The 24,214-nt window shown below is 46.6% G+C and carries 15 protein-coding genes; 8 read left to right on the top strand and 7 right to left on the bottom strand.

Translation table 11 applies throughout. The annotated features are described in order from the left end of the window. The first annotated feature begins 1 nt into the window (after nt 1). The 4 genes from murQ to X919_RS0107900 all read left to right on the top strand — a co-directional run bounded on the left by murQ (nt 2) and on the right by X919_RS0107900 (nt 4,970). Nucleotides 2-826 (top strand): N-acetylmuramic acid 6-phosphate etherase, encoded by an 825-nt coding sequence (gene murQ, locus X919_RS0107920; RefSeq protein ID WP_004379822.1) that lies wholly within the window; start codon nt 2-4, stop codon nt 824-826. Nucleotides 827-1,242: 416 nt separating this feature from the next. Continuing rightward, nucleotides 1,243-2,271: a threonine aldolase family protein gene (locus X919_RS0107915; RefSeq protein WP_028899653.1), complete on the top strand. Its 1,029-nt coding sequence runs from the start codon at nt 1,243-1,245 to the stop codon at nt 2,269-2,271. A gap of 444 nt (nt 2,272-2,715) precedes the next feature. Continuing rightward, on the top strand, nt 2,716-3,900 hold the full coding sequence (locus X919_RS0107905; protein ID WP_028899651.1) for a uracil-DNA glycosylase family protein: 1,185 nt from the start codon (nt 2,716-2,718) through the stop codon (nt 3,898-3,900). Nucleotides 3,901-4,004: 104 nt separating this feature from the next. After that, the gene (locus X919_RS0107900; RefSeq protein ID WP_028899650.1) at nt 4,005-4,970 is read left to right on the top strand and encodes a hypothetical protein; all 966 of its coding nucleotides are present in this window, start codon (nt 4,005-4,007) and stop codon (nt 4,968-4,970) included. A gap of 698 nt (nt 4,971-5,668) precedes the next feature. Here the strand turns inward: X919_RS0107900 and X919_RS0107890 are convergent. Beyond that, nucleotides 5,669-6,661, bottom strand: a complete 993-nt coding sequence (locus X919_RS0107890) for a malate dehydrogenase (protein WP_028899649.1) — start codon at nt 6,659-6,661, stop codon at nt 5,669-5,671. A gap of 160 nt (nt 6,662-6,821) precedes the next feature. Between X919_RS0107890 and X919_RS0107885 the strand changes: the two genes are divergently transcribed. From X919_RS0107885 to dacB, 3 genes are all read left to right on the top strand, one after another. Next, a complete protein-coding gene (locus X919_RS0107885) occupies nt 6,822-8,615 on the top strand; it encodes an aminopeptidase P family protein (RefSeq protein ID WP_172642722.1) in 1,794 nt (597 codons plus the stop codon). Between the two features lie 83 nt (nt 8,616-8,698). Then, nucleotides 8,699-9,088, top strand: coding sequence for a PH domain-containing protein (locus tag X919_RS0107880; RefSeq protein WP_028899647.1), 390 nt, complete (start codon nt 8,699-8,701; stop codon nt 9,086-9,088). Beyond that, nucleotides 9,085-10,347: a D-alanyl-D-alanine carboxypeptidase/D-alanyl-D-alanine endopeptidase gene (gene dacB / locus X919_RS0107875; protein WP_028899646.1), complete on the top strand. Its 1,263-nt coding sequence runs from the start codon at nt 9,085-9,087 to the stop codon at nt 10,345-10,347. Before X919_RS0107880 ends, dacB begins: the two co-directional genes overlap by 4 nt. Here dacB and X919_RS0107870 read toward each other — a convergent pair. Both X919_RS0107870 and X919_RS0107865 read right to left on the bottom strand, forming a co-directional pair. After that, complete coding sequence (locus tag X919_RS0107870) at nt 10,340-10,741, bottom strand: hypothetical protein (protein WP_028899645.1); 402 nt, start codon at nt 10,739-10,741, stop codon at nt 10,340-10,342. The genes dacB and X919_RS0107870 overlap by 8 nt on opposite strands. Nucleotides 10,742-10,752: 11 nt before the next feature. After that, the gene (locus X919_RS0107865) at nt 10,753-12,948 is read right to left on the bottom strand and encodes a helix-turn-helix domain-containing protein (protein WP_028899644.1); all 2,196 of its coding nucleotides are present in this window, start codon (nt 12,946-12,948) and stop codon (nt 10,753-10,755) included. Between the two features lie 92 nt (nt 12,949-13,040). Here X919_RS0107865 and mutY point away from each other — a divergent pair, with 92 nt between their 5' ends. Beyond that, nucleotides 13,041-14,045, top strand: a complete 1,005-nt coding sequence (gene mutY / locus X919_RS0107860; RefSeq protein WP_028899643.1) for an A/G-specific adenine glycosylase — start codon at nt 13,041-13,043, stop codon at nt 14,043-14,045. A 123-nt stretch (nt 14,046-14,168) separates the two neighbouring features. Here mutY and X919_RS0107855 read toward each other — a convergent pair whose 3' ends face one another. The 4 genes from X919_RS0107855 to sprA form a co-directional block, all read right to left on the bottom strand. Beyond that, on the bottom strand, nt 14,169-15,347 hold the full coding sequence (locus X919_RS0107855; protein WP_028899642.1) for a DUF6261 family protein: 1,179 nt from the start codon (nt 15,345-15,347) through the stop codon (nt 14,169-14,171). A gap of 222 nt (nt 15,348-15,569) precedes the next feature. Then, the gene (locus tag X919_RS16115) at nt 15,570-15,857 is read right to left on the bottom strand and encodes a hypothetical protein (RefSeq protein ID WP_253270116.1); all 288 of its coding nucleotides are present in this window, start codon (nt 15,855-15,857) and stop codon (nt 15,570-15,572) included. Nucleotides 15,858-16,161: 304 nt separating this feature from the next. Then, entirely contained in the window at nt 16,162-16,740 is a 579-nt protein-coding gene (locus tag X919_RS0107840; protein ID WP_028899640.1) for a GNAT family N-acetyltransferase, read from the bottom strand. Between the two features lie 12 nt (nt 16,741-16,752). Then, a complete protein-coding gene (gene sprA / locus X919_RS0107835; RefSeq protein WP_051502467.1) occupies nt 16,753-24,186 on the bottom strand; it encodes a T9SS outer membrane translocon Sov/SprA in 7,434 nt (2,477 codons plus the stop codon). Between the last annotated feature and the right edge of the window lie 28 nt (nt 24,187-24,214).

The raw sequence follows: 24,214 nt of genomic DNA, 5'->3' as shown, positions 1-24,214 counted from the left end.
TATGGCATTCGTTAAAATATCAGAACAACCCTCTCTCTACGACCATTTAGAGGAAAAGAGCATTCATGAGTTGTTGGTTGACATCAACCAAGAGGATCAAAAGGTTGCGTTGGCGGTGGAAAAGGCCATTCCCCAGATAGAAAAATTAGTAGAAGCCGTGGTTCCGAGAATGCAAAAAGGTGGACGACTCTTTTATATGGGTGCAGGAACAAGTGGCCGTTTAGGTGTGCTTGATGCTTCAGAGATACCTCCAACCTTTGGTGTTCCGCCCACCCATATTATTGGTTTGATTGCAGGTGGAGACACTGCTTTGCGCAATGCAGTTGAAAATGCAGAAGACGATGAATATCGTGGATGGGAGGAATTAGAGGCCTTCCACATTGGAAAGCTCGACACAGTGGTAGGTATCGCAGCGTCGGGCACCACGCCCTATGTCGTAGGAGCATTGAAACAAGCTCGTCAACATGGTATGCTCACGGGCTGTATCACCAGCAACCCCGACTCGCCCATGGCCGAAGCGTGTGATATTCCTATTGAGATGATTGTCGGTCCCGAGTTTGTTACGGGTAGTTCACGCATGAAATCGGGAACCGGGCAAAAACTCATTCTCAACATGATTTCCACCAGTATCATGATTAAGTTGGGACGTGTGAAAGGCAATAGAATGGTGAACATGCAACTGACCAATAAAAAACTCATCGACAGAGGCACACGTATGCTCGTTGATGAATTAGGTCTTGACTACGACCATGCAAAACGATTGCTTCTCATGTATGGCTCAGTGAAAAAAGCGATGGAGCAAGTGCGCCACGAAAATCAGGCATAGCGTTTTATTCTTAAACGAGCTTGAGACAAGAACGTTTTCTAAAAAGTTGGTCATCTCGCTATTATTTTGCAATGCTATAGTTGGAATCAATGATTTATAAAACACCTATTCGCTCAGCCCTCAGCCTTTCGCCCAGCTCTTTTTGTTCTATTAGAAAAGGTTTTATTGCTTGCAGTAACGCTGCAAGTAACATTCCTTAAGATTTAATGCTTGCAGCAACGCTGCGAGCGTTATTTTTTATGTTTTGACGCTTGCAGTAGCACTGCGAGCATTATTAATGAAAGCGTCAACCGGCAAGTGAAATATTACGAATGATATTTGTTGGGAATAAGATATAGGAGAAAGAAAATATTTGCTGTTTCGCTTTGAGGTTTAGGAGATTTTCTCTAATTTCGCAACCTAAGATGAGAAAAAATATGATATCATTTGAAAGCGACTACAACAATGGTGCCCATCCATTAGTGCTGAAAAGGCTCATAGATACAAACAAGACAAAGACTCTTTCGTATGGGTATGATGAATATAGCGATGCTGCTAAAGAGAAAATCAAGGTTGCTTGTGAGAATCCTGACGCACAAATATGGTTCCTTGTAGGTGGTACGCAGACCAATGCTACAGTCATTGACTCCATTCTGCACACTTATGAAGGAGTGATAGCTGTGGATAGTGGGCACATTGCAACGCATGAGGCTGGTGCAATAGAGTTCACAGGGCATAAGGTTATCACGATTCCTGGTAAGGAAGGGAAGATGGAAGCTAAGACATTAGACCTGCTCATGGATGATTTTCTGCATGATGATAATGCTGCACACTCCGTCTATCCAGGTATGGTTTACATCACTATGCCTACAGAGTATGGCACGCTTTACAGCGCGAAGGATTTGGATGATATCTATCAGGTTTGTCAAAAATATCATATTGCACTCTATGTTGATGGTGCCCGACTTGGTTACGGGCTGACAGCTCCTACGAGTGACATCACGCTTCCTTACCTTTCACGCCATTGTGACGTCTTTTATATTGGTGGAACAAAGGAGGGAGCGCTTTGTGGAGAGGCAGTTGTCTTCACACATAACAATGCTCACGAGCACTTTTTCAATATTGTTAAGCAGCACGGAGCGCTCATGGCGAAAAGTAGACTGATTGGTTGTCAGTTTGAAGCACTCTTTACTGACGACCTTTACTTCACTGTTTCGCGTCATGCCAACAAGATGGCAGAACGCATGAAACAGCTTTTTAAACGTAAAGGGTATGAGTTTTATATTGATTCCCCAACCAATCAGCAGTTCATTGTCCTGCCGAATGAGAAGGTAAATCGCCTTGCAAAAGAAGTGATTTTCACCCATTGGGGAAAATATGATGAGCATCACACAATCTGTCGGTTTGTTACTTCGTGGGCAACGACAGAAGAAGAGCTAGCTGAATTGGAGAGATTATTAGGTTAAGCATCAACTTTGTGGGATTGTTTTTACATGGGCAATCCCACATTTCATTTTAAAATATTGCCGTCCGGTAAAAACAAATTGAAAGTCTGTAATCTGTTTGCCTATGGGCTATACAGAAATTTTTACGCTATGGGGCTTGTATTCCAGTTACAAATAGTACGCATTATCAAAATGCTTGTTTTTATTAGAAAATGGCTTATATTTAAGATTTAATGTCAAAATATGTCATATTAAAGATAATCTCTCTTACACAGATTGGAAGATAAAAGTCTTATCAGGCAGCAATATAAATAAAATAAAAATATTAATTTTGTTGTGTGTTTAGAAATACATGACATCATTGGAAAAAGAAGAAGCGCGTTACGCTTACCTCGTAAGACTATAGATTTTCTATAGCGGGTAGCAAAATGGGATTAATTATTACAGAGAACAAATACTTTAAACATGACAAAAGAAGAATTATTGCTATGGGGAGAAAAAACGGTTCAGCTGTATAATAAGATAGCAGACAATCGTAGTAGAGAAAATACTCCAGCATTCTATACTCAATCTGATTTAAACAAAATTATAGGAGTAAATTCTGTTGATATTTTAATTGCTGGTATTAACCCAGGTTCTGGCAGTACTTACCAACAAATGATTGAGAATCCAAATTGGGGAATAAACTCAGCTACAGGGATGACGGCAGAACAATTAATATCAGGGAATTTTGGTAGAAATCTTCAGTATGGGAACTGTACAAATTGGAGTCGTCATCACACCTGGCCTTATTTCATGAAACTAAAGAGATTCTTTAAAGAGATAGAGGAACCTAATATTCTTGACGACGAAAGTAGATTTGTTCTAACAAATGCCTCTTTCTTCAACACTGTTAAGGAGAATGAACTGAGCCAATCATTGCTAAAGGCTACACTTCCACAGACTATAGATTTAGTCAGAAGAATTAAGCCTAAAATGATTGTATGGCTAAGTGGAAGGAAGGCGTTTTACAGATTGTCTTCTATGCCAATGGATGGTCTTTCTTTCAAATATGATAAGAAACATAATCCTATAATGGCGCGTATATATATGGGTACATTCAACGGTATACCATGTTTTGGAGTTCCACATCCTTCTGCACCTCTAACAACAGAAGAAAGGACTCTAATTGCAAAATTCTTTTCTTATGTCTTTAATTATAAAAGTATTGAAGAGATAGACCTTAATAGCCTAGAGTCTTTCTGTATAAATGAAATTCAAGCATATCATAAGCGTTTAAATGGAAAGAAAGTTGTTTCTATAAAAAACAATATTGATACAAAAAATATAGAACAGTCTATCCTTAAAAGAAAAGAATCCTACATTTACAATAATGGGAATAGGATACGCAAAGATGAAAATGCACGATATGGGATTACAATTGCTAATAGTTGTATTTATGTCCGCCAAGCTTATGAAGATAAATATAAGAAACCTCAAATAAATCCTAATGATAACATTGTTATAGAAAAGCTAAAGAAAAAAGAGTATAAAGGTTGTAAAGGATGGCTTGGTTTTCGAAAACTTACAGACTTTGGCAACACCAAGGAGAAAATAGAACAGAAAGTCATGAAAGAAATAGATATCCTATTTGACCTTTTAGATTTTTAATCTAAAAGATTTAGTCACAAGCATGTTGAAAAAGTTGACATGTGTATTAGCATTACTCTTAATAAAATCTGCGAGAAGATAAGTCGAAGAATTAAGATTGCAAGATGATTTATAAAGAATTACTTGAAAGCATACCTTTCTCAGAGATAGAACCATGGCTATATAAAATGTATCCTTCATTAAAATCCTCTATGGGCTGGATGAAGGTACACTATGATATGTTACATATGATAGGATCTAAAAGTCATACTAATGCTGATAATGGAGAAATTACCATTGTGTTAGATGAAGAAGATGGCGAAACATATCTTACTGCCTGCTCTTTGGAAGGAGAAGTATGGGAATGTGCTCTTGCAAAAGAGATTGTTATAGATAAAAAGGTAAAGGCTTCGTTACCAGAAATTGCAGCTTGTTGTTTGTGGCATTCTTCATTTTATGGATTTACACCAGAAACTAAAGAAGAGTGCTTTAGAGATATGTTTGGTTATAACGCTTGTAAAGAATTAGAATATAATAGAGTGCTCATCCGAAAGTATGGAGGCGCGATTCCATCATTTAATCAATTACCACTAATCGTAAAAGAAAAGCTTAAAAAAATTGCTATTAATGAAGTTTTAATAAATAAAGGTAATCGGAGCAAGCATAAACGAGAGTTCCGTAGAGAATTAATGAAACTTCATTATGATCGAATGGTCGCTATTTCTGATTTTATAATTTTACTTTTTCCTTTTATAACGCTGAAAGAAACAGATATCACTATTCAAGAATTATGTAAAATATTTAACTCAACAGCTTTTAAAACATCAATTATACCATCTTATTCTTCCAATGGAGCTGATATTGATTACCTTTGCAATATAATAGGGCAATATAATATGATTCCACAAATGAGTAATCTCATATTATTGGTGCTTCTTGATAAAGATTCTCTTGCTTTGGAAGAAAAACAAAAAGGTAGGTTAAAGGAATTACTATCGCGTTGTAATACTAAAGATTATAAAATCCTATTTGCGCAAAACAAGTCTTTGAAAGAACAAGCAGCAATATGTTATGCAGCATTTGACATGTAACATAAAATGGCTTAGGAATAAATTAAAAACGATTGTTATAGAGGGGTTAGTAAGAGCAGTTTAAATATAAAGTATTAAGGATATGAAGAGCTTAATTTTAACAACATTATTAAGTATATCAATGATGAGTAATGCACAGACAAATAGCAAATAGGCACCTATACAAGAGACAGTCAAACTTGAGATGACACAGAAGTGGGATAAGGTGTTTCCAAAGAGTGATAAAGTGGAGTATAAGAAGATAACTTTCCATAATCATTTTGGAAATCAAAGACTTTTATTTGGAGTATCTGAAATAGTAAAAGTTTTCATTCCATAAAGTATACCCCGTACGTTCATTATGTATAGTCCCAGCGACTTACAGAAGAGATATGCTATGTGACCAAGATGAAGAAGGACCTCACCTATAAGGAGCTGCCCTCAGTAACCAAAATAAGCCTTGACAGGCTGGTTACACATACAGACAAGATGATTATTTTAGAAGAGGGAGATAAGATGTAAGGCAAGATGATGAACCTGAGATCTACCGATTTGTGTTAAATAATCAAAGCGCTATAACGATTTTCATAGTAGAGTTATCCCAAGTTCGTATCATCATCGAAGACAAAAGAGAAGAGAACTGCAGCTTTATGTTGCAGTTCTCTTTTCATTATTTACGTGCTACCTAATTGTGCACGATGCGTATATTTGCGCAACAATTAGAGGTTAGGATTCATTGCTTTCCACTGATCAACAGCAGGAACGATGCCCAATTCTACGATTTCATCGCGCATTTTGCAAAGATGCTCATAAGACTTTTGCAAACCAGCCATCTCTTCTTCTGTACCTGTTGGATCAACAAAGTGTACGCCTGTCTTATCAATTGTAGTTGGCATAGCCATCATAACATTCTTGAAGCCCAACTTATCGTTGTTTACATAGCAACCTGCGGGCAATGTAAATTCCTTACCGCCCATTGCTGCTTCAATCATTTTTACAGCATTGTAAGCAGGACTCTGGAATGAGCTGCGGCCACGAAGTTTGATGATGTTCGAACCTCCTTGAACAGTGTGGTGCTTGATTTCTTCCCAACGCTCAGCAGAAAGATTCATATCACTCAACGGCTTGCCATCAACTTTCACTTGAGAAGCGAACACAGCCATCTGCTCACCATGACCACCATAGGTGTGTGCACCAGTTACTTTGTCTTGCTGTACACCAAACTCTTCGGCTAAAGCCTGCTGCAAACGGGTTGAATCCAAAGCAGCTAACGAAGTGAGTTGGTTGGGTTTCAAACCTGAATGAATCAAAGTTGTTAAGGCTGTTACATCTGCAGGATTGAAGATTACGACTACATGCTCTACATTAGGGCAATACTTTTTAATATTATCGCCAAACTCAGCCGCAATCTTGCAGTTACCTTTCAGCAAATCTTCACGCGTCATACCCTCCTTACGAGGTGCTCCACCTGAAGAAATAATATATTTAGCACCCGTAAAAGCTTTCTCAGGGTCAGTTGTGTAACTGAGCTTAGCACCTGGGAATGCACATTGTGCCATTTCATCATACACGCCATGCACACCTGGTTCGAAGATGTCATAAAGACAAATGTTAGGTGTAAGACCGAGCATTAAAGCGCTCTGTACCATGTTTGAGCCAATCATTCCACCAGCTCCTACGATGACAAGTTTGTCGTTTGATAAATAATTCATAATTTAATTTGATATTTATTGAGATAAAATTTTATCCTTTTGCTTGTCGCAAAGTTAATAAAAAAAATGACGATTGATGTTGTTTCTTATGGGTTTATTTGTTGTTAATTCTTAAAAGCCATACCTTTGCAAAGTAGAATTAGCAAAATAGAAAAAGATTATGACAATAACAGAACGATTACAGGCATTGCGCGAAGTGATGCAACAAGAACATCTCGGTGCATTTATCTTTCCCAGCACCGATGCGCACCAAAGTGAATATGTGGCCGATTTTTGGAAAGGGCGGCAATGGATCTCTGGGTTCACGGGCTCTGCAGGCACCATTGTAGTGACGCAAAATGCTGCAGCACTTTGGACAGATTCGCGTTATTTCATTGCTGCGGAAAAGCAATTAGCAGGCACAGGCATTCAGCTTATGCGCCTACGTCAGCCCGAAACGCCTACGATGACGGCATGGATAGCCACACAATGTCTGCCAGGAAGTGAAATTGGTATTGACGGAACGGTGTGGAGTTATGCTGACACCGAGCAGCTCATAGCCGATTTACGTGCGGCTGGCGGCATGACCCTGCGCGTGAATTTCGACCCATTGCAGCGCATTTGGAAAGACCGTCCTACACTGCCTAATGCTCCCATCGTGTGCCAACCTCTACAATATGCTGGTGAGACTACGGCTTCAAAACTACAACGAATACGAGAGAAGTTAGCAGAGTTGCATTGCGACGGCATGCTCATCTCGGCCTTAGACGACATTGCTTGGACGTTGAATCTCCGCGGGACAGATGTGCACTGTACCCCTGTTTTTGTAGCTTACTTGCTACTCGAAAATGAAAAGACCACACTCTTTGTGGCCGATTCGAAACTAAGTCCTGAAGTACGTGCCTACCTTGAGAGCGAACATATCGATGTGAAACCTTATGATGCTATTGCAAGCTACCTCAAGAAAGATTATTTCACCTATAACCTGCTACTCGATCCACACGAAACCAATAGTTATCTTGTTGCCTGTGCAAAGTTAAATGTGGCGAAAATTGTTTTTCGTCCATCCCCTATTCCACGGATGAAGGCTGTTAAAAATGCGGCCGAAATAGCCGGCTTTCACGAAGCGATGCGCAAAGATGGTGTGGCGATGGTGAAGTTTTTGAAATGGGTTGACGAAAATGTTGCCCGAGAAACACTCACAGAACTTTCACTCAGCCAAAAGCTTCACGAGCTACGTGCAGCACAACCATTGTTTAAAGATATCTCATTTGACTCGATTGTAGCCTACGAAGCGCATGGGGCCATCGTGCATTACACGCCTACAGCCACAAGCAACGCGCACATAATGCCCCATGGATTCGTGCTGATTGACAGCGGTGCACAATATCAAGATGGGACAACCGACATCACGCGCACCATCGCTCTTGGTCCTATCTCCGACGAAAAAGCACGTATTTACACCCTCGTATTGAAGGCTCATATTCAACTTTCACTTGCTGTATTCCCTCAATACGCCTGCGGTACACAAATTGATGCTTTAGCACGCGAGCCACTTTGGCGTGCAGGTTACAATTTCCTTCACGGCACAGGGCACGGCGTAGGAGCCTATCTCTCTGTACACGAAGGTCCACAACAAGTGCGAATGGAATATAATGCGACACCTTTAGAAGCAGGTATGACCATCACTAACGAGCCAGGTATCTATGTAGAAAATGCTTTTGGCGTGCGCATTGAGAACACGATGCTCATAGAACAACACAACCAAACGTCTTTCGGCACATTCCTTTGTCTCAAGCCCCTCACATTATGCCCTATCGACACGCGGCCCATTTGCAAACAATTACTCACCAACGAGGAGCTGCAATGGCTCAATGATTATCATCAACAAGTTTACAAAGCCCTCTCTCCTACTCTCAACGATGATGAACAAGCATGGTTAGCCCAAGCAACAGCACCTATTTCAGTTTGCTAAATTATTAAAAATAGTACTGCACATTGGGCTTGCCTAATGAAATTTCCGTAATTTTGCAGCCATTGTAAATAAAAAACGTTCAAGTGAAACGTATATTCCATCATCATATTACCCCAGTAGCCAAAGCTGCATTGGCACTATTTGTATTGCTGGCAGTTTATTATTTTTGGATACAGCAGCCTTTCTATGGCCTCATAGCAACACTCATTGCTGTGCTCGCCACTGAACGTGTGCTCCATACAACTTATGTCTTTGCACAAAACAGCTCAGGTGTAGAAGAACTTATCATAAGCCATGGGCGCCTTTCACGCACCCGCATCATCCGCGTTTCGGACATCGTGAGAATAACACCTATGCGCACAGCCTTCGGTCTTAGTCGTTATCTGTTGCTACACTATGGCACCCACCATCTGCAAAGTGTGCAGCCCGATGATATGGAAGGATTTATTCAAGAATTAAAGAAGCGACAATGAAACGCATAGCCTATCTCCTTCTACTCTTTCTTTTCGCCCACATCCCTACCTTCGCTCAGGTAGACAACGATTCGATTGAAGAAGACGACATCATTCAGCACGCCGATTCGGCACTGCTCAACATGCTTGTCCCCGACTCTATCGTGCGTCCTTGGCCCGAAAGTGTACAACATCAGTTACAACAGCTCATGCGAAGTGACATGTTACAAACCTCGCAGGTGGGACTGATGGTTTACGACCTCACTGCCGACAGCACACTCTTTGCTTACAATGAGCGCCAACTCATGCGCCCTGCCAGCACCATGAAACTGCTTACAGCCATTACAGCCATCGACCATTTGGGAGGTGACTACCAGTTTAAAACAGAGTTGTGCTACACGGGGAAGATTGAGAATCGAAAGTTAACGGGCGACATTTATTGTGTGGGAGGGTTCGACCCACGATTCAACACCGACGATTTGCATGCTTTTGTTGAGGCCATTCAGAAAATGGGCATCGACACCATTGAGGGGCACCTCTACGCAGACAAAAGCATGAAAGAAGCGAAAGACTTTGGCGAGGGCTGGTGCTGGGACGATAAAAATCCAGTGCTCTCACCCCTATTAATTAGTGGTAAAGACACGTTCATGAGTCGTTTTCTCAATGCACTCATGGCTGCCAATATTTTTGTCGATGCACCTATTGACGAGAAAACAAAACCAAACGATGCCTACTGCATTGTGAATCGTTTTCACACGATGGACCAAATTCTCATGCGCATGCTCAAAGATAGCAACAATCTCTACGCCGAATCCATGTACTATCAATTAGCGGCAGCTACAGGAAGTCGCCCCGCCACAGCCAAACATGCACGCGAAGCTGAAAGAGTGCTCTTGCGCAAGGTGGGACTCAACCCGGCGAACTATAGATTGGCCGATGGCTCAGGACTCTCGCTCTATAACTATCTGTCGGCCGAAGCCGAAGTGAAACTATTGCGCTACGCCTACCAAAACGACAATATTTTCCACCACCTTTATCAAGCCTTGCCCATCGCTGGTGTCGACGGCACACTGAAGAAACGCATGCGCAGCACCTTTGCACGTAACAATGTAAGGGCAAAAACAGGCACACTAACGGGCATTAGCAGTTTGGCTGGTTATTGCAAGGCGGCCAATGGACATTGGCTCTGTTTTGCCATCATCAATCAAGGTGTGATGCATGCACGCAACGCCAAGAACTTCCAAAATCGCGTATGCACCATCCTTTGCGCTCCTAATTAAGGTTCTGGGGAATTTCATCAATGGTTTTCACGATAGAATCACCCGTAGGCAGATGGAAGAAGCCCACGCGAATGACATGCCCAAAGTCGGCATTGCCACGCACACGCAGATGCACAGCTTTTCCCAACAGCAACGTGTCGCGCCGAGACGGATAGGACACTAATTGCAAAAGATGCTTTGTGCTGCCATCGCCCACATAGAAAATATCAACACTGTCATGCGCAATGGTGGCTGCAGAATCGCGCAAAACGACTTTCTTTTTCGCGGCAACAACTGGTTCAAACACTTGTGCTGCAACCGTATCGCCCAACTGTTCCTCTTTTGCAAAGCGGCACGAAACGGCTGAGCACATCAACAAGAGAAATCCGGTAAAACCTATTAATAATCTTTTCATATCTGTTCAATTCATTTCTTTGCGCGAAACTCTTTTTCGGCCAGCACAATGAGAATATCACCATAGGTGATGTGCTCGGGACAATGCTCTTTGAGCACCTTGCGCTCCGTCGATGTGCCCAAGCGTTCAACAACAGGATTGACACAATCGTAACGTTCCTGCCCGATGATCGCAACTGCCGACAACTCCCCCTGCGCCACATAATGGGCCAAATGGCCCTCAATGGTCGAAACCGTAAGGCTGCGCTCCACGGCAATATCGCCAATGGTCTTTCCTTCCTCAAACAACTGTCGCGTGATTTCGCGCGTATTCACTTTTGCGGGCTTCTCCCTCTTCGGCTTTTCAGTTGTGCGCTGCCGCCGCCTCTTGGTTGGTTCAGGAGAAGACTCCACCTCGTCAAGCGCCTCCAAGAAACACTTTTGACGCAACTTCAAATAGCTCTCCGCCTGAAATCCGGCTTTGAGAATAGCCGTCAACAAATAATATTTGCTTAGGTAAGCCACACGCAGTTCGGCATAAGTCGTCTGCAAACGCTCCACCCCCTGTTTATTTCCCACTTTTGCCTCTTTCGTCTGTGCCAAAAGCGGGCGCAAATAAGTATTGAGCTGCGCGATGAAGTAGCCGACACTTTTCTGCATGCGCTCTACAAACGCCTCATCTTGCAAGGCATCGAAAGACTGTTGGGCGATAAATTTCAGCCACTTCGCAGCCACATCAGCCACCTGCGTTTGCATGCTTTGCAATGTGGCTTTATGCAGCATTTGCAGTTTGGGATAGGCATGCAACCATTCGATAGCCGCCCGATTGAGCGCTTCCTCGGCCTGCATGAGATCGCGGAAATTAAATAGTTCCAACAACTGCTGCCGATAATAATCTTGCTTCAGGTAAGGCAACTTCACAATGCTTTCTTCGGCCGCATGCTCTTGCTGTTCGATATAGGCATCCACCCGATGGTCATTCATGATGGCATTGGCGTGCAAGGGCGAAGCCAACACTAATCCTTCGAGCGTCTTGCAGCGACTGAGCGCCACATAAACCTGTCCCGAAGCAAACGAAGCGCCCGCATCAATAATGGCATGTTCGAAAGTGAGCCCCTGACTCTTATGAATGGTAATCGCCCAAGCCAAGCGCAGCGGATATTGCGTAAAAGCACCTTGCACCTCGGGTTCAATCTCTTTGGTTCTCTCATTAATCACATACCGCGTGTTCTCCCACACTTGCCGTTCCACCGAAATATCGAATTCGTCGCCCTCACAATGCACCAAGATGCAATCATCATCAATCGCCTTCACCTGACCAATGCGCCCATTATAATATTGATGAGCCGGCGAAGCATCGTTGCGCACAAACATCACTTGCGCACCTTTCTTCAATACCAATTGCTCGCTCGTGGGATAACTATACTCCGGGAACGTGCCCCTTATCTCGGCTGCAAAGCAAAATGCGGGTTCTTCTATGGCCGCCAACTGTTGCTCATTATAATGATCGGCCATAGCATTGTGCGTCGTCAACCGAATATAGCCCGCGTCCTTCGGCGGAACAAAGTCGGGCTGATAGCGTGCGTTCAATGCCGCAAGATCATCAGCTGTAGTCTCGCCATTACGCACATGATTCAAAATTCGCAGGAAGGTTTTATTTTGCTGCCGATAAACCTTCTTCAACTCAATTGTCACATAAGAAACCTTTGCCAAAGCGTGACTATCGAAGAAGTAGGGCGTGGCGTAATGTCGATTCAGCAGCATGGCGTCTTCGTCGGTCACCACGGGCGTAAGCTGCTGCAAGTCGCCTATCATCAGCAACTGCACGCCACCAAAAGGTTGCAACGGATTTCGAAACCTTCGCAGCACGGCATCAATAGCATCTAACAAATCGCTGCGCACCATACTGATTTCATCAATGATAAGCAGGTCGAGCGTCTTGAGGATGTTGCGTTTGATTTGTGAAAAAGCAAATTTCTCCTTGTAGGTCATGTGGGGCACATAAGGCGAGAACGGCAACTGAAAGAACGAATGGATGGTCACTCCGCGCGCGTTGACAGCCGCTACGCCCGTTGGCGCCACTATGACAAAACGCTTCTGTGTCTCGGCTACAAACTGCCGCAAGAAGGTGGTTTTGCCCGTGCCGGCCTTGCCCGTGAGAAAGACACTCGTGCCCGTGTGCTCTACAAAATCCCACGCATAGTTCAATTCCTTATTTTCTTTTTCCACGCTTATGCTGCTTGAATGATGAAACAAAATGACTTGATAAAGCTCTACAAAGTTAAAGGTTTTATTTCAGAAATCGTTAACTTTGCAGCGGTATGGAGCAGAGTAACAACATTTTCACCCCCACTTTATTAACATGGTTTGCACAGAATGCCCGCGATTTGCCTTGGCGACACACCCAAGACCCCTACGCCATCTGGCTGAGCGAAATCATCTTGCAGCAAACACGCATCGCACAAGGAACAGCCTATTGGCAGCGCTTCATGCAGCGTTGGCCTACAGTGAATGACCTCGCCCACGCTACCGAAGACGAAGTGCTGCGCGCGTGGCAGGGCTTAGGCTATTATTCGCGTGCGCGGAACTTGCATCATGCCGCCCAACAAATCGTCCAACAAGGCACATTCCCCAATAACTATGCCGACCTGCGCAGGCTGAAAGGCGTGGGCGACTATACGGCGGCTGCCATCGCCAGCATGGCCTTCCATCAACCTCATGCTGCCGTCGACGGCAACTTCTATCGTGTTTTCGCCCGCTATTTTGGCCTCAGCCAGCCCATCAACACCCCTCAAGGCAAGCAATTGTTTGCCACGATGGCACAGCACTATCTGCCGCCCCACCAGGCTTCGGCCTATAACCAAGCCATCATGGATTTCGGAGCCACGGTGTGCACACCCAAAGCACCCTCCTGCTCCGCCTGCCCACTGCAAGAGACCTGCGCGGCCTTTCGCGAAGACCGCGTCGACCAGTTGCCCGTGAAATTACGCACGCTCAAAGTGAAACAGCGCCAAATGGATTGCTTTTATGTGCATTGTCAGGGGCAGATAGCACTCCACAAGCGCGCTGCCGGCGACATCTGGCAAGGGCTGTGGACAGTTCCCGAGGCCGACCACCTCTCCACCTCACTTCGCCAACAAGCCACGCTGCTAAAATCGAATGTGAAACACGTGCTCACACATCGCGTTATCCACGCCAACTTCTATCGGCTTGAATGCCATGAGCGCCCCACCCTCCCCGCAGACTTCATTTGGATTGACGAAGCCGACATCGACCACTACGCCATTCCCCGCCTCATGGAAATGCTCCTCGAGAGCTTGGCTTAGTGCCACGCCCAAGCATACCTGCCAAAAACACGCTTCATCAACTCTCCCAAAAACAATTGTGGGGCAGAAATGCATCGCGCATTCCTGCCCCATTACTAAAAAGCCAAATCTGCAAAAAAAACTTTATATCTTTGGTGTCACCGATGCCGAGCCATGCCCTTTTCCATCATTGGGCTTTCCTTCATGGTTTGACGCATCGCTATTACCGTCATTGCTCTTGTCACTGGCAGGCCTTTTTTCCTCGTTGAGCTGCTTGCCTTCCGAAGGCAGGTTGCCATCATGGGGTTGTTTTTTATCCTTAGGCTTTATCTTGGCCTTGCCGTTACCTCTTCCGCTTGTGCGCGTTTTCACAAAAATCAGTTCACCGCCCACAAGCCGTGCCCACTGCTTTTTGCCCGTGCTGTTCACTTGCATTTCATAACGCGTTTCCTTATTGTGCAACTTTGTTCGCCCTGTAAACGTAAGGCCATCTGTACTGAGACCCACCGATGCAGCCAATTTGGGTAACAAGGGATCAATGAGTTTGTGGTTGCTTTCCAATTCCATTTGCTTAGCAATGTTCTGCTGTGCCTTGCTCGATTTGCGCGTAGTGGCATAGCTTGCCAACAGGCGATTGATGGCATCTACAAGCTCCATAATCAGGCTGCGGTCGGCATCGTCGGTAGCGAGAATATAGGCAGCCTCAATGTGACCACGAATCTCATAAAATGCTTCGTCTGTCATGGGGCGCAACTGCTTCATAGCCGAAATTTTTCGTTTGCTCCTGTTCACCACCCGCTGTTTACTGAGCTCGCCAAACTTTCCATTGCTTGTTTTCAACTCGTCGATAATCATTGTGAGTTTCAAAGTAGTTGTCTCTGTGGGAAACTTGGCTAAATCCATCAGCAGCCCATCCACATGCGCACTCTTGGCCTCAACCATCTCTGTTTGAATGCCTTTGTAGGAGCGCACCAAGGTCAACAACTTCTCGCCTGGTTCGCGCAAGGTTGTAATGGGCGAATGGGCATTGTTGCGAATGTCTGTAAACAACTGGGTGAGAAGTCCATTTCGCTTGTCATCCCATTTCCGCATTTGCGCCGTTAGTTCTGAAGCCCTTTGCGCACGGTTTAAATCCAACTCTTGGTCAATCAGCACACGCCAACCTTTCAACAGCCCATCAGTGAGGTGTAGTTTCAATTTGTCGGGTTCTGAAACCAAATCATAAAGACGTTGGTGCAACTCGGTGTGCATCGCGCTGGTATGCGTTGCAATCCCAGCATTCACCCGCACGTAACGGGGAAGATTTTTGTTGATATTTTCCATATCGGTTTAATTTAAATGGTTTGCGCCAATAGCGACGCTAATAGATTGTTCTTGCAAAAGGTTATCAGCAAAAGCTGTTTTTTATGACCCATTACAAACAACGCTGTAAAAATATACCTTTTTGCATATAAAACCAAATTTTAGATAAAAAATTTATTCATTTCATACGATTTATTGCATCCTCGCCATATGGGCAAGGTATTGTTGCTCCATTCTTCTATATCAAAAGTATTCGGCGAGACCCTCGCCGAATACTTTTTCTTGATTAAAGTTGCTGGCGAGACCCTCGCCGAATACTTTTTTCTGATTGAAGTTGTTGGCGAGCCCCTCGCCGAATACTTTTTCTTGATTAAAGTTGCTGGCGAGACCCTCGCCGAATACTTTTTCTTGATTAAAGTTGCTGGCGAACCCTTCGCCGAATACTTTTTTCTGATTGAAGTTGTCGGCGAGACCATCGCCGAATACTTTTTTTTGATTAAAGTTGCTGGCGAGATCATCGCCGGTAACCATTTCTCATTTTAGTCCATCGGCGAGCACCTCGCCGGCAACCTTTGGACATGGAGCAACATGAGAAATGGTAGGGGCGGCGCCTGTGTGCCCGCCCGAACGTCCGCGCAGCGGCGTTTCCATCTGCAAAGAGCACGTCTCTACCCGCAAATGAGGCGTTTCCACCTACCATCGAGGCATTATAGAATAGGTTAACGAAAAATCTACATCCTCCGCCACCTTATTATATATGTAAATCATGCACGCGCGCATTGTCCATCATGCGGCATCATGAGGCAACGCTATGTTTTCCATGGTGTGATGCTTTTCAGCCGCGCCATTGCATGTGTTTCATGACATGACCGCCCCAGGCTGCTTCGCCAACGTGGTGGAAACCGAGGCGACGATAGAGCCGCTCGGCCGCAGGGTTGCTCGTGTCGACCAACAAGCCCACGGGCAATTGCAACGCGCACGCTTGCTGTTGCACAGCTTGCAGCAGTTGCGTGGCGATGCCGCGACCTTGATAGGCGGGCAGCACGGCCAAGCTATCCACATAGAATTCGCCTGCCTGTGTCTCGTCGGGCATGCAGGAATGGTCGCGCCCAAAAGCTCGCCGAGCACCATCGATGAAGGCTTGGCGTAGGGCGTGGAGCCTACTGCCCTCGTAGGCCACGCAACACCCCACGACCGTTTGCCGATGCAGGGCCACCCAGGTGTTGCGAAAGGAATATTGTGTGTTGGGAAGGGCGACCAATGTGTGCATGAGCTGGCGAAAATCGTCGAGCATCTGACCCGAGCCAACGAACGACAGACAGCATTCGTCGGTCATGGCTTGCATGATGAGCTGTGCAATGACGGCTGCCTGCGAGGGCTGTGCGTGGGTAATCGTAATTTGGTTTTGTTGCATGCGAGAAAGGTGTTAACGAGTGAGCGAGAATTTGATGCTCAGCCCAAAGTCGTGGGTCGACATGGGATAGCTGCTGCCACTGAGCAAGGGTGTGTTGTTTTGAAAATCATAGAAAAACGTCATGGTGAGCATGCGCGAGAGGGTGTAGCTGGCCATGAAATTGAATCGCAAGGCCGTGGTTCCGCTGCTGGCGTTGGTGATTTGTGTGGCAATGTCGCGCAACAGCGAGGCTTGTCGTCGATAGCTCATGTCGAGGTTGAGGGTGAGGTCGCGGTTGACCTCGCGTGATGGTTCATTCGACGGAGCCGATGAAGCGGCTTTCGCTCTCGCAGTGCGACGGCTTTTTGCCGGGCGTCGCTTGCCCATGCCCAGCAGGTTGAAATCGTTGATGCGATAGCCAACGCCCACCACCCAGTCTTTGCTCTGCGCCTCGTTGAGCTGAATGCTCGTGAGGCTAAGGTTAATGCTGCGCATGGTGCGATATTCGAGCTTGGCCGTCAGCCCACTTTCAAACATCATGTCGATGCCGATGAGTGGCGAAAAGGATTCGTTGAGACTCACCATCGCTACGTTGAAGCGGCTACTCGGAATGAGGTTTCCCGTTTCGACATCGGCCATGAAGCCCATGCCACGCTCTGCCGCCCAATAGTTGCTGAACGAGGAGTAGGAGCCAACAGAGTAGATGCTGCGATAAGCATGATTGATGTCGAAGCGTTTAAATCGCTCGTTGAACCACGGCAGTCGTGCCAAACCTGCATAGCGCAGAGTCCAGTTGGGCAAGAGATGTGCCAAGGTGGGAAAGAGGTTCAGATGCGCGTTGCCCATGTGGGTGTAGGCCGAGAGGAATGCCGGCACCATGACATCGGCGCTGTAGCGATTGACGGTTCCGTTGGCCGGGTTGAAAAGCAGGCCAGCCATGGGCGAACCGGCCGGATAGTGCAGACCTTGATAGTGTTCTTCGATGCGGCTGCGATAGGCATCCAACAAATTGCAGAATCTTGCAAAGGATGCGCTCTGATAACCGCTGCGGGCATTGCCTATGCCTTCGAAAGCGCCGCGCAGCGAGAGGGTTGTCATGGAAAACGTGCCGCTCTCGAGAGTGGGCTTGTCGGCATACATGTATTGAATGCGCTGCGCGCGTGTGGTGTTTCGGGCGGCATTGAGATCGATTTTCATATCGCGGAAAGGCTCTATCACAGCGCGCACTTGCAGGTCTTCGGTGCGTTGTGTGGTAGCGGGCGTGGCAATCGCTGGGTTGAGGAGCAGCCATTGCCTATCTAACGCTTTATCGATGTAGCCGTTGTCGGTCAGTCCCAAGGCAAAACCTAAGCCCGGCGCCAATAATCCATTGTCGTGCCGTTGACCAAAGGCATCGCCGATGGTGGGCATGAAGCCGGGCAAGGTCATTGCGCATTGTTGCCGATAGCTGATACTGACGCTACGCACCATCATCAGCACGCGCGCCAAAGCCTGCGCCGATTGATACCATTTCGTGGGCTCAAATGGCGCAGTTTCGTGCACAATCAGCATGAGTTTCTGCACCGAATCCACCTTGTTTGTCACTCGGAGTCGATTTTCATCGAGCAACTTATACTTCAACGGATAGAGGCGTCCATCTTCGGTGCGCGCCACAATGCGTAAACGCTTGCTACGCAAATGATGCGTGACGACGAGCATGGTGTCGGGCTTGAGCACTATTTCTTGCGTAAACTCTCGTTGCTGTCGGCCGTCGCTGCCAGCAGGACGGGATGCGTTTTGCACAGTCTTTAGCTGCGACGAACGCCGATTGTCCTCGCGCAGCTGGTTGAAACGTTCATTGGCTTTACGCAAAAACGGAATGTGGTTGTAGAGCCGTTCGAGATTAAACAAACCGTTGAACGTCAGGCTGCGGTTGTTGGTGATGATGTTGCCCAAACTCTGATGCGTCGTAGTCTCCGTGCCGCGCACCCACGAATAAGTGGCATGATATTGCCCCTGCAGGCTGGTCCAATCGAAGATGGGGATGAGCTGGAGTGGCACTTGATAAGAGAGTGTGAAGGCTTGCTGATAATCCAAGGGCGTTCCGAGATGCCTGATGCTCGTCCACACCGAATCTTTCCACGCCTTGTAGCGATCGGCGTAGAGCGACTTATTAATGGGTGTGTAGGGCTCTTCAATCTGCGCGCGTGTGGCACTTTGGAAATTCAAATGCAAGTTGCGTGTCAAATCCCATCGAAGCGCAAAGTCACGATTCCACAAGAACTGCTCATTAAAGGTCACAGGCAATGGCGACGCTGTGGGCGCATCGATATTTCGCTCTTGATACTCATAATAATTGCGCGTGAGTTCGGTGTTGAATGCAAGATTTTGGGGCAACCAATTCAAGCCAAAGCGGCGCACAATATCCAGCCAACGCGAAGCATTGCGCAAGTGCTTAAAAGGCTCCCACGGCTGATAGACGGGCGACCAGGCATAGCTCATGGCCCCTCGCCAGCTGTCCTCGTTCTCATAAACGGTGGTTTCTCCGCGCGTATGGCGATGGGCATGACTATAAGAGAACGAGAAATTGGCAGGATCATAGGGCATCGGTGCGCGTGAACTCTGAATGCCTACCCGCGCATTGGCCACCGAGAAATGGGTCTGCACCTGCTTCGTCACCGCAATGGCTTCAAGCATTTGGCGTTCCTGGGGTGTGCCCGTTTGCAAAGCATCGCGCAACAACACATCGGTGTCAAGAGGATTATAGCGCGGCTTGCTCGATTCATTCGTACGTGAATAATAAAGCGGAATGGTGACACGGGCTTTGCGAGGGAAGAACTTTCCCAACTCCAAACTGGTGGTGAGACTATAGGCCGAAACGGCATTCTCTGTGCGTTCGCTCACCGTACTCTCCAATCCGCCGAAGCCATCACTCACATAGCGTCCTTGCAGATTGACGGAGCCGAGGTCGGAAAGCTGCATGTTCAGATTGCCATTGGCCGCCCAGCCACCTTTTTGATTATAGTCTTTCACGCGCAACTCGTTCACCCACACCTCGCCGCTCTTGCTACCTGTCGACAGATTGCGCACACCGATCATGATCGTTCGCACCTCGCCCAACGACGGATTGCCCATGATGGTCATTAAATTGGCGGGATGCTCAGCATCATAATCCGAATAGGCGCTGGTGAATGAAGCTAAGCCCTGCGCCTTGGCGATGTTGCGTTGGCGCTTCAAATCGGTGAATACCGACAAGGGGATGTCGAGCATGTTTTCTATCGGCCACACCGCTTGCCGATCAGCGGGCACATTTAAATGGTAACGCCCCGCAGGCGTCAGACGTAAGGGTATTTGATATTCATAATAGTTGTTACGATAGTCGGAACCCAACCGTATGAAAACAGCCAGCTCGTTATCAGTCAGCGCGGTGGCATTTTGTGCAAAGACGTTGGCATGCACAAACATCTCCAAGCGCTTGTAACGACGCAAATCGAGCGTGGTGTTTTTGTAAACGGCCTTCGATTCGCCATGGCTCAAATGGTCAACAACCATATTCAACGCGGCTTCATTGCTTTCAATCAGTTGCGCTTGCGTAGGATCCTGCTCGCGATTGATGCCCGGCGGAATAACATAATTCACGGGCGTTTTCTCGGCATTCTCCTCAACACTCACAGTGCTCACCGCCAATGTCCCCGTTCCTGCACTGGCATCAAGGTTGTGTTCATAGACTCGCCAATCACCCCGCACAAGGTCTAAGCTGCCAAAACGCAAGACAATGGGATGCTGAAAGCACGTGAGGAACAAGCGCATGAAACGAATGCTGGTGAAATCGGAGATACCTCCCACGCGACGCTCATAATCGCTTAGCGGAATACGAAACTGATACCAAGTCACCGTCTCGGTCTGCCCATTGCGCAACCGCACATTAGCCTCGCGCTTATCCACAATATGATTGCTGCCCACCACCATATCGTTGGGGCGCAACGAGACATGGTATTGATAATAGCGTTCGTATTCATTCAGCGTGTAGTCTTGGTTGATATCCTCCACATCGGGTGTGGCCTTATAAGCGTTATCGTAGCGCGTGTTAGCCGATTCGTTGTCGGGCGAATTGCCTTGTGGATTGTTGATATACTTATACCGGCGCAAAATATCGGCACGCATCTGGTCATAATCCTCGCCGCGGAAATAATGATAGTTATCATTAGCGGGGTCGTGCTGAATGGCATTCCACACATCGGCACGTACAATGCTTTGCGCTGTCGTTAAAAAGTTTTGGTAAGAAGGGAAACGACGCTCCTCATCATCGTTCAGACCATTGAGCCCTACATCCTGCAGCACACGCGCACCGGGCGATGTAGCAAAGGCATAGTTGATGGTTGTAGACGTGGGAATCTTGCCCCATTGCGAGGTGGTAAACTGCTGCGAACCATCAACGGGCAAGCCACTCTCATAGAATTTCCGTCCATCGTGGAGCACATCTTCAGAAACTTCGCCCAAATTGAAATACAAATCGCCGCCATAGGTATTGGCATTACTTTGCGTGCGCGAATAAATGAAAGGGTCTAAGAGCCAAAACTCCAAATAGGCTATGTTGGCACGTTCGAAATCATTGGTATCAAGTTTCCGCATCATGCCTCCCCAATGTTGCTGCGGATTGGGCAGCGTACCATCGGCATTCAGCCCGGGATTGAAGTTATAAGGACCGCGCTCCTCTGGATAATAGGCCACGTTGAGCACGTTCAGTGTTGAGAGTGTGCCGTTGTAATTGCTCACATCGCGTTTGGGATAGAGTTCGCGCGTGGCTATTTCGCGCACATAATGATTGGAGAGCTGCTCGAGGTCACCGCGAATATGTGCCGGTGTGAGCGAGCTGCTACGCCGCGTAAATAGCGGGTCGATGGTGTACCATGCCATTTGCGAGCGGTTAAATCCGCTGCTCAATGTGGTTTTGTCTATGCTCTCTGGAAACATTGTCGGCACACTCGACAACATCCATGAGGTGGGTGTGGAGACATCTATCTTGCTGGCTGCACTTTCAAAATCATCAAGATAGGATGCATTGTCTTGCGTATCGTGGTTGCTGCCCGCAAGAAGCTGCGCAAACTCACCCGTAAATCGCAGATAAGAGGGCTGCGTGACATGTAAGAAAGGCAATTTATTGAGCATGTCGGTAAGCCACTGACTCTCTTTCTTCCAATTCAGATTTAAGCCCCAAAGTGTGTTGTTCAGCGGTTCTTCTCCCATTACAACTTTATTCATCAAGGGCTGCTCGGAGAGATGTTGAAAGGTTCCGCTGATCTGAAGGTCATGCGAAAAGTCATATTCCCAATTCAAACCAAACATGGTTTTGCGCTGCATGCCATAATTATTGTTGCTTTCAAGCGACACATTCACCGGCGTTCCAGCATTCAAAATACTTTGGTTTAGGATGGTCACTTCGCCTGCATTATAGTCTACACTATAATCTACACCTTCTGTCAATTGTACGCCTCCCGCCGTAACCAGCACCGAACCTTGCGGAATGTTATAAGCGCCTAAAGCAATAACATTGTCTGAAGAGCCGCGGAATTGCCCCACCAAATGATATTTATTCTTCTCTGCCATCTGCTTGGCCGCAGTCTTTGTGCGATGATAAAGCTCGGTAAAAGCATAACCTTGTGCCACAGCAACACTCACACTACGTGATGTAAGTGCAGCTAAAAGATCGGCTCCAAAAGGTTCGGGTGAGGGGAAATAAACTCGTCCATTGCTCACAGTATAGCCTTCAACATAGTCGAAATAGCCATTGCTATTGGGCTGGTTGTTGTTGTCTAATCGGTCGGCTCCTAAGAGCTTTACCAATGGTTTTGTGCGCACTTGTGGTTCGGGAATATAGTTTAAATCTACGCCATCGGTGTTGCTTTGGTACTTCACATCCAAACGGAAACGCTCGCGTTCCACCCGATCGCCCAAACGATAGACGTTTTTCATCATCAAGTTCCAGTTACCTTGCGAGGGATTATTATCCGTGTTCTTCAACGCTTTCACAAACAACGCCTCGTTGACATTGGTTCTGTCGCCGGCAAACTCGCCCACTTGATAGGTCACACCGCCATAGGTATAGGAATAGGCTACGGCCACAACCTGATCGGTATTGATACCCACATTGAGGCTCACGTAGCCCAAAGCCTGATTAACGCTGTATTCAGCACTACTGAGCAACCGCGCATTCTCCAACTTTTCATAATCAACACCGCCCACCAAACCTGTACCATCGAGCACCGAAGAAGTTTGATTGACGTTGCGCGCCGCACCATGAGTAGTGCTCATGACTGCATATTCGGTGTTGGCTTGATTGGCCGGAACAGACATGCCCGACACCGACCAAAGCGAAGGGCGTAACAAAGTCACCGGCTCTCCCAAATCGGTTAAGGCAACAATGTTGCGCGTGTTGGTCGTAGTTCCCGTGTTATTGGTCACCCAAATCTCCACACGATTGATTTGTACGCCAGTCATCAGATTAGGCAACTTCGACATGCCTTCAGCATAATGGCTTCGGAAATAATGAGAAAGGAAGAAATGGCGGTTCTCTTCGTAATCAGAAACGTCAATATCGAAGGGCGTTAATTGCACACGTCCCCGCGTTGAAACGCTTTTGGTGGAACTCTTTTTCTGCGAGGCCACGAGTTGCATCTTTAATTTCCCGAACTGCAAATCGGTGCGCAGACCAAACAAAGACATGGCGCCACTGACGAGCGAGGAGTTGCTGGGAAACGACACATTGCCCGCCTCAACCAGCTTAATGATTTCATCGTCTTTGCCTTCGTATTTGAGTTTCAGGTTTTGTGCATCGAAATCAAACGTCGCATCGGTGTTATAATTCAGGTTCATGTTCACCTTGTCGCCCACCTTTCCATTCACGTTGAGGTTGATTTTCTCATCGAAATTCATCGTGGTTGTGCGACGGCGATTGAGCGTAAGTGCTGGATTTTCCAAGTTCTGATGCGTGAACCCCATGCGCAAGTCGGCTGTTCCCTGCGTGCGAATCCGCACACCGCCTGGACCAAAAATCTTCTCGGCCGGTCCTAAATCAAAGTGCATGTCGCTGAAATCAAACTTATCTTTCCCCTTGCGCACAAAGATCTCAGCATTCTTTTTCCGAAAGAAGGCATTCCATTGCTGATGATCGCGCCACCGCAGATATTCGTCTTGCGTCATCATCAGGGGTGCCCCTAAATAGGTTCCGCCTAATTTTTGCCCGAAGATGTAGCGCTGAAGCGTGTCGTTAAACGTCACTTGTGGACGCAGATCAATGGGCGTCTGCAAATCCAAACTGCTGCTATCCAAATCGCTCCAGTCGATAGGTTGCGTGCGTTGAATGCGCCAACGCGGCTTCACCTTTTGAGGAACAACAAGCGTATCGCGACGCTGGACAGCCTGCTTTTGTACATCATGGATTTGCAACGGAAAGGAAATGCCGAAAGCATCGCTAATGACAACCAGCATTAGCAGCCCCAAAAGCAGAAATGTCCTT

This window comes from Prevotella sp. HJM029, assembly GCF_000599605.1.
GTDB lineage: Bacteria > Bacteroidota > Bacteroidia > Bacteroidales > Bacteroidaceae > Prevotella.
Note: the sequence above shows the minus strand (reverse complement) of the source record. Positions and strands in the feature narration are given on the sequence as shown.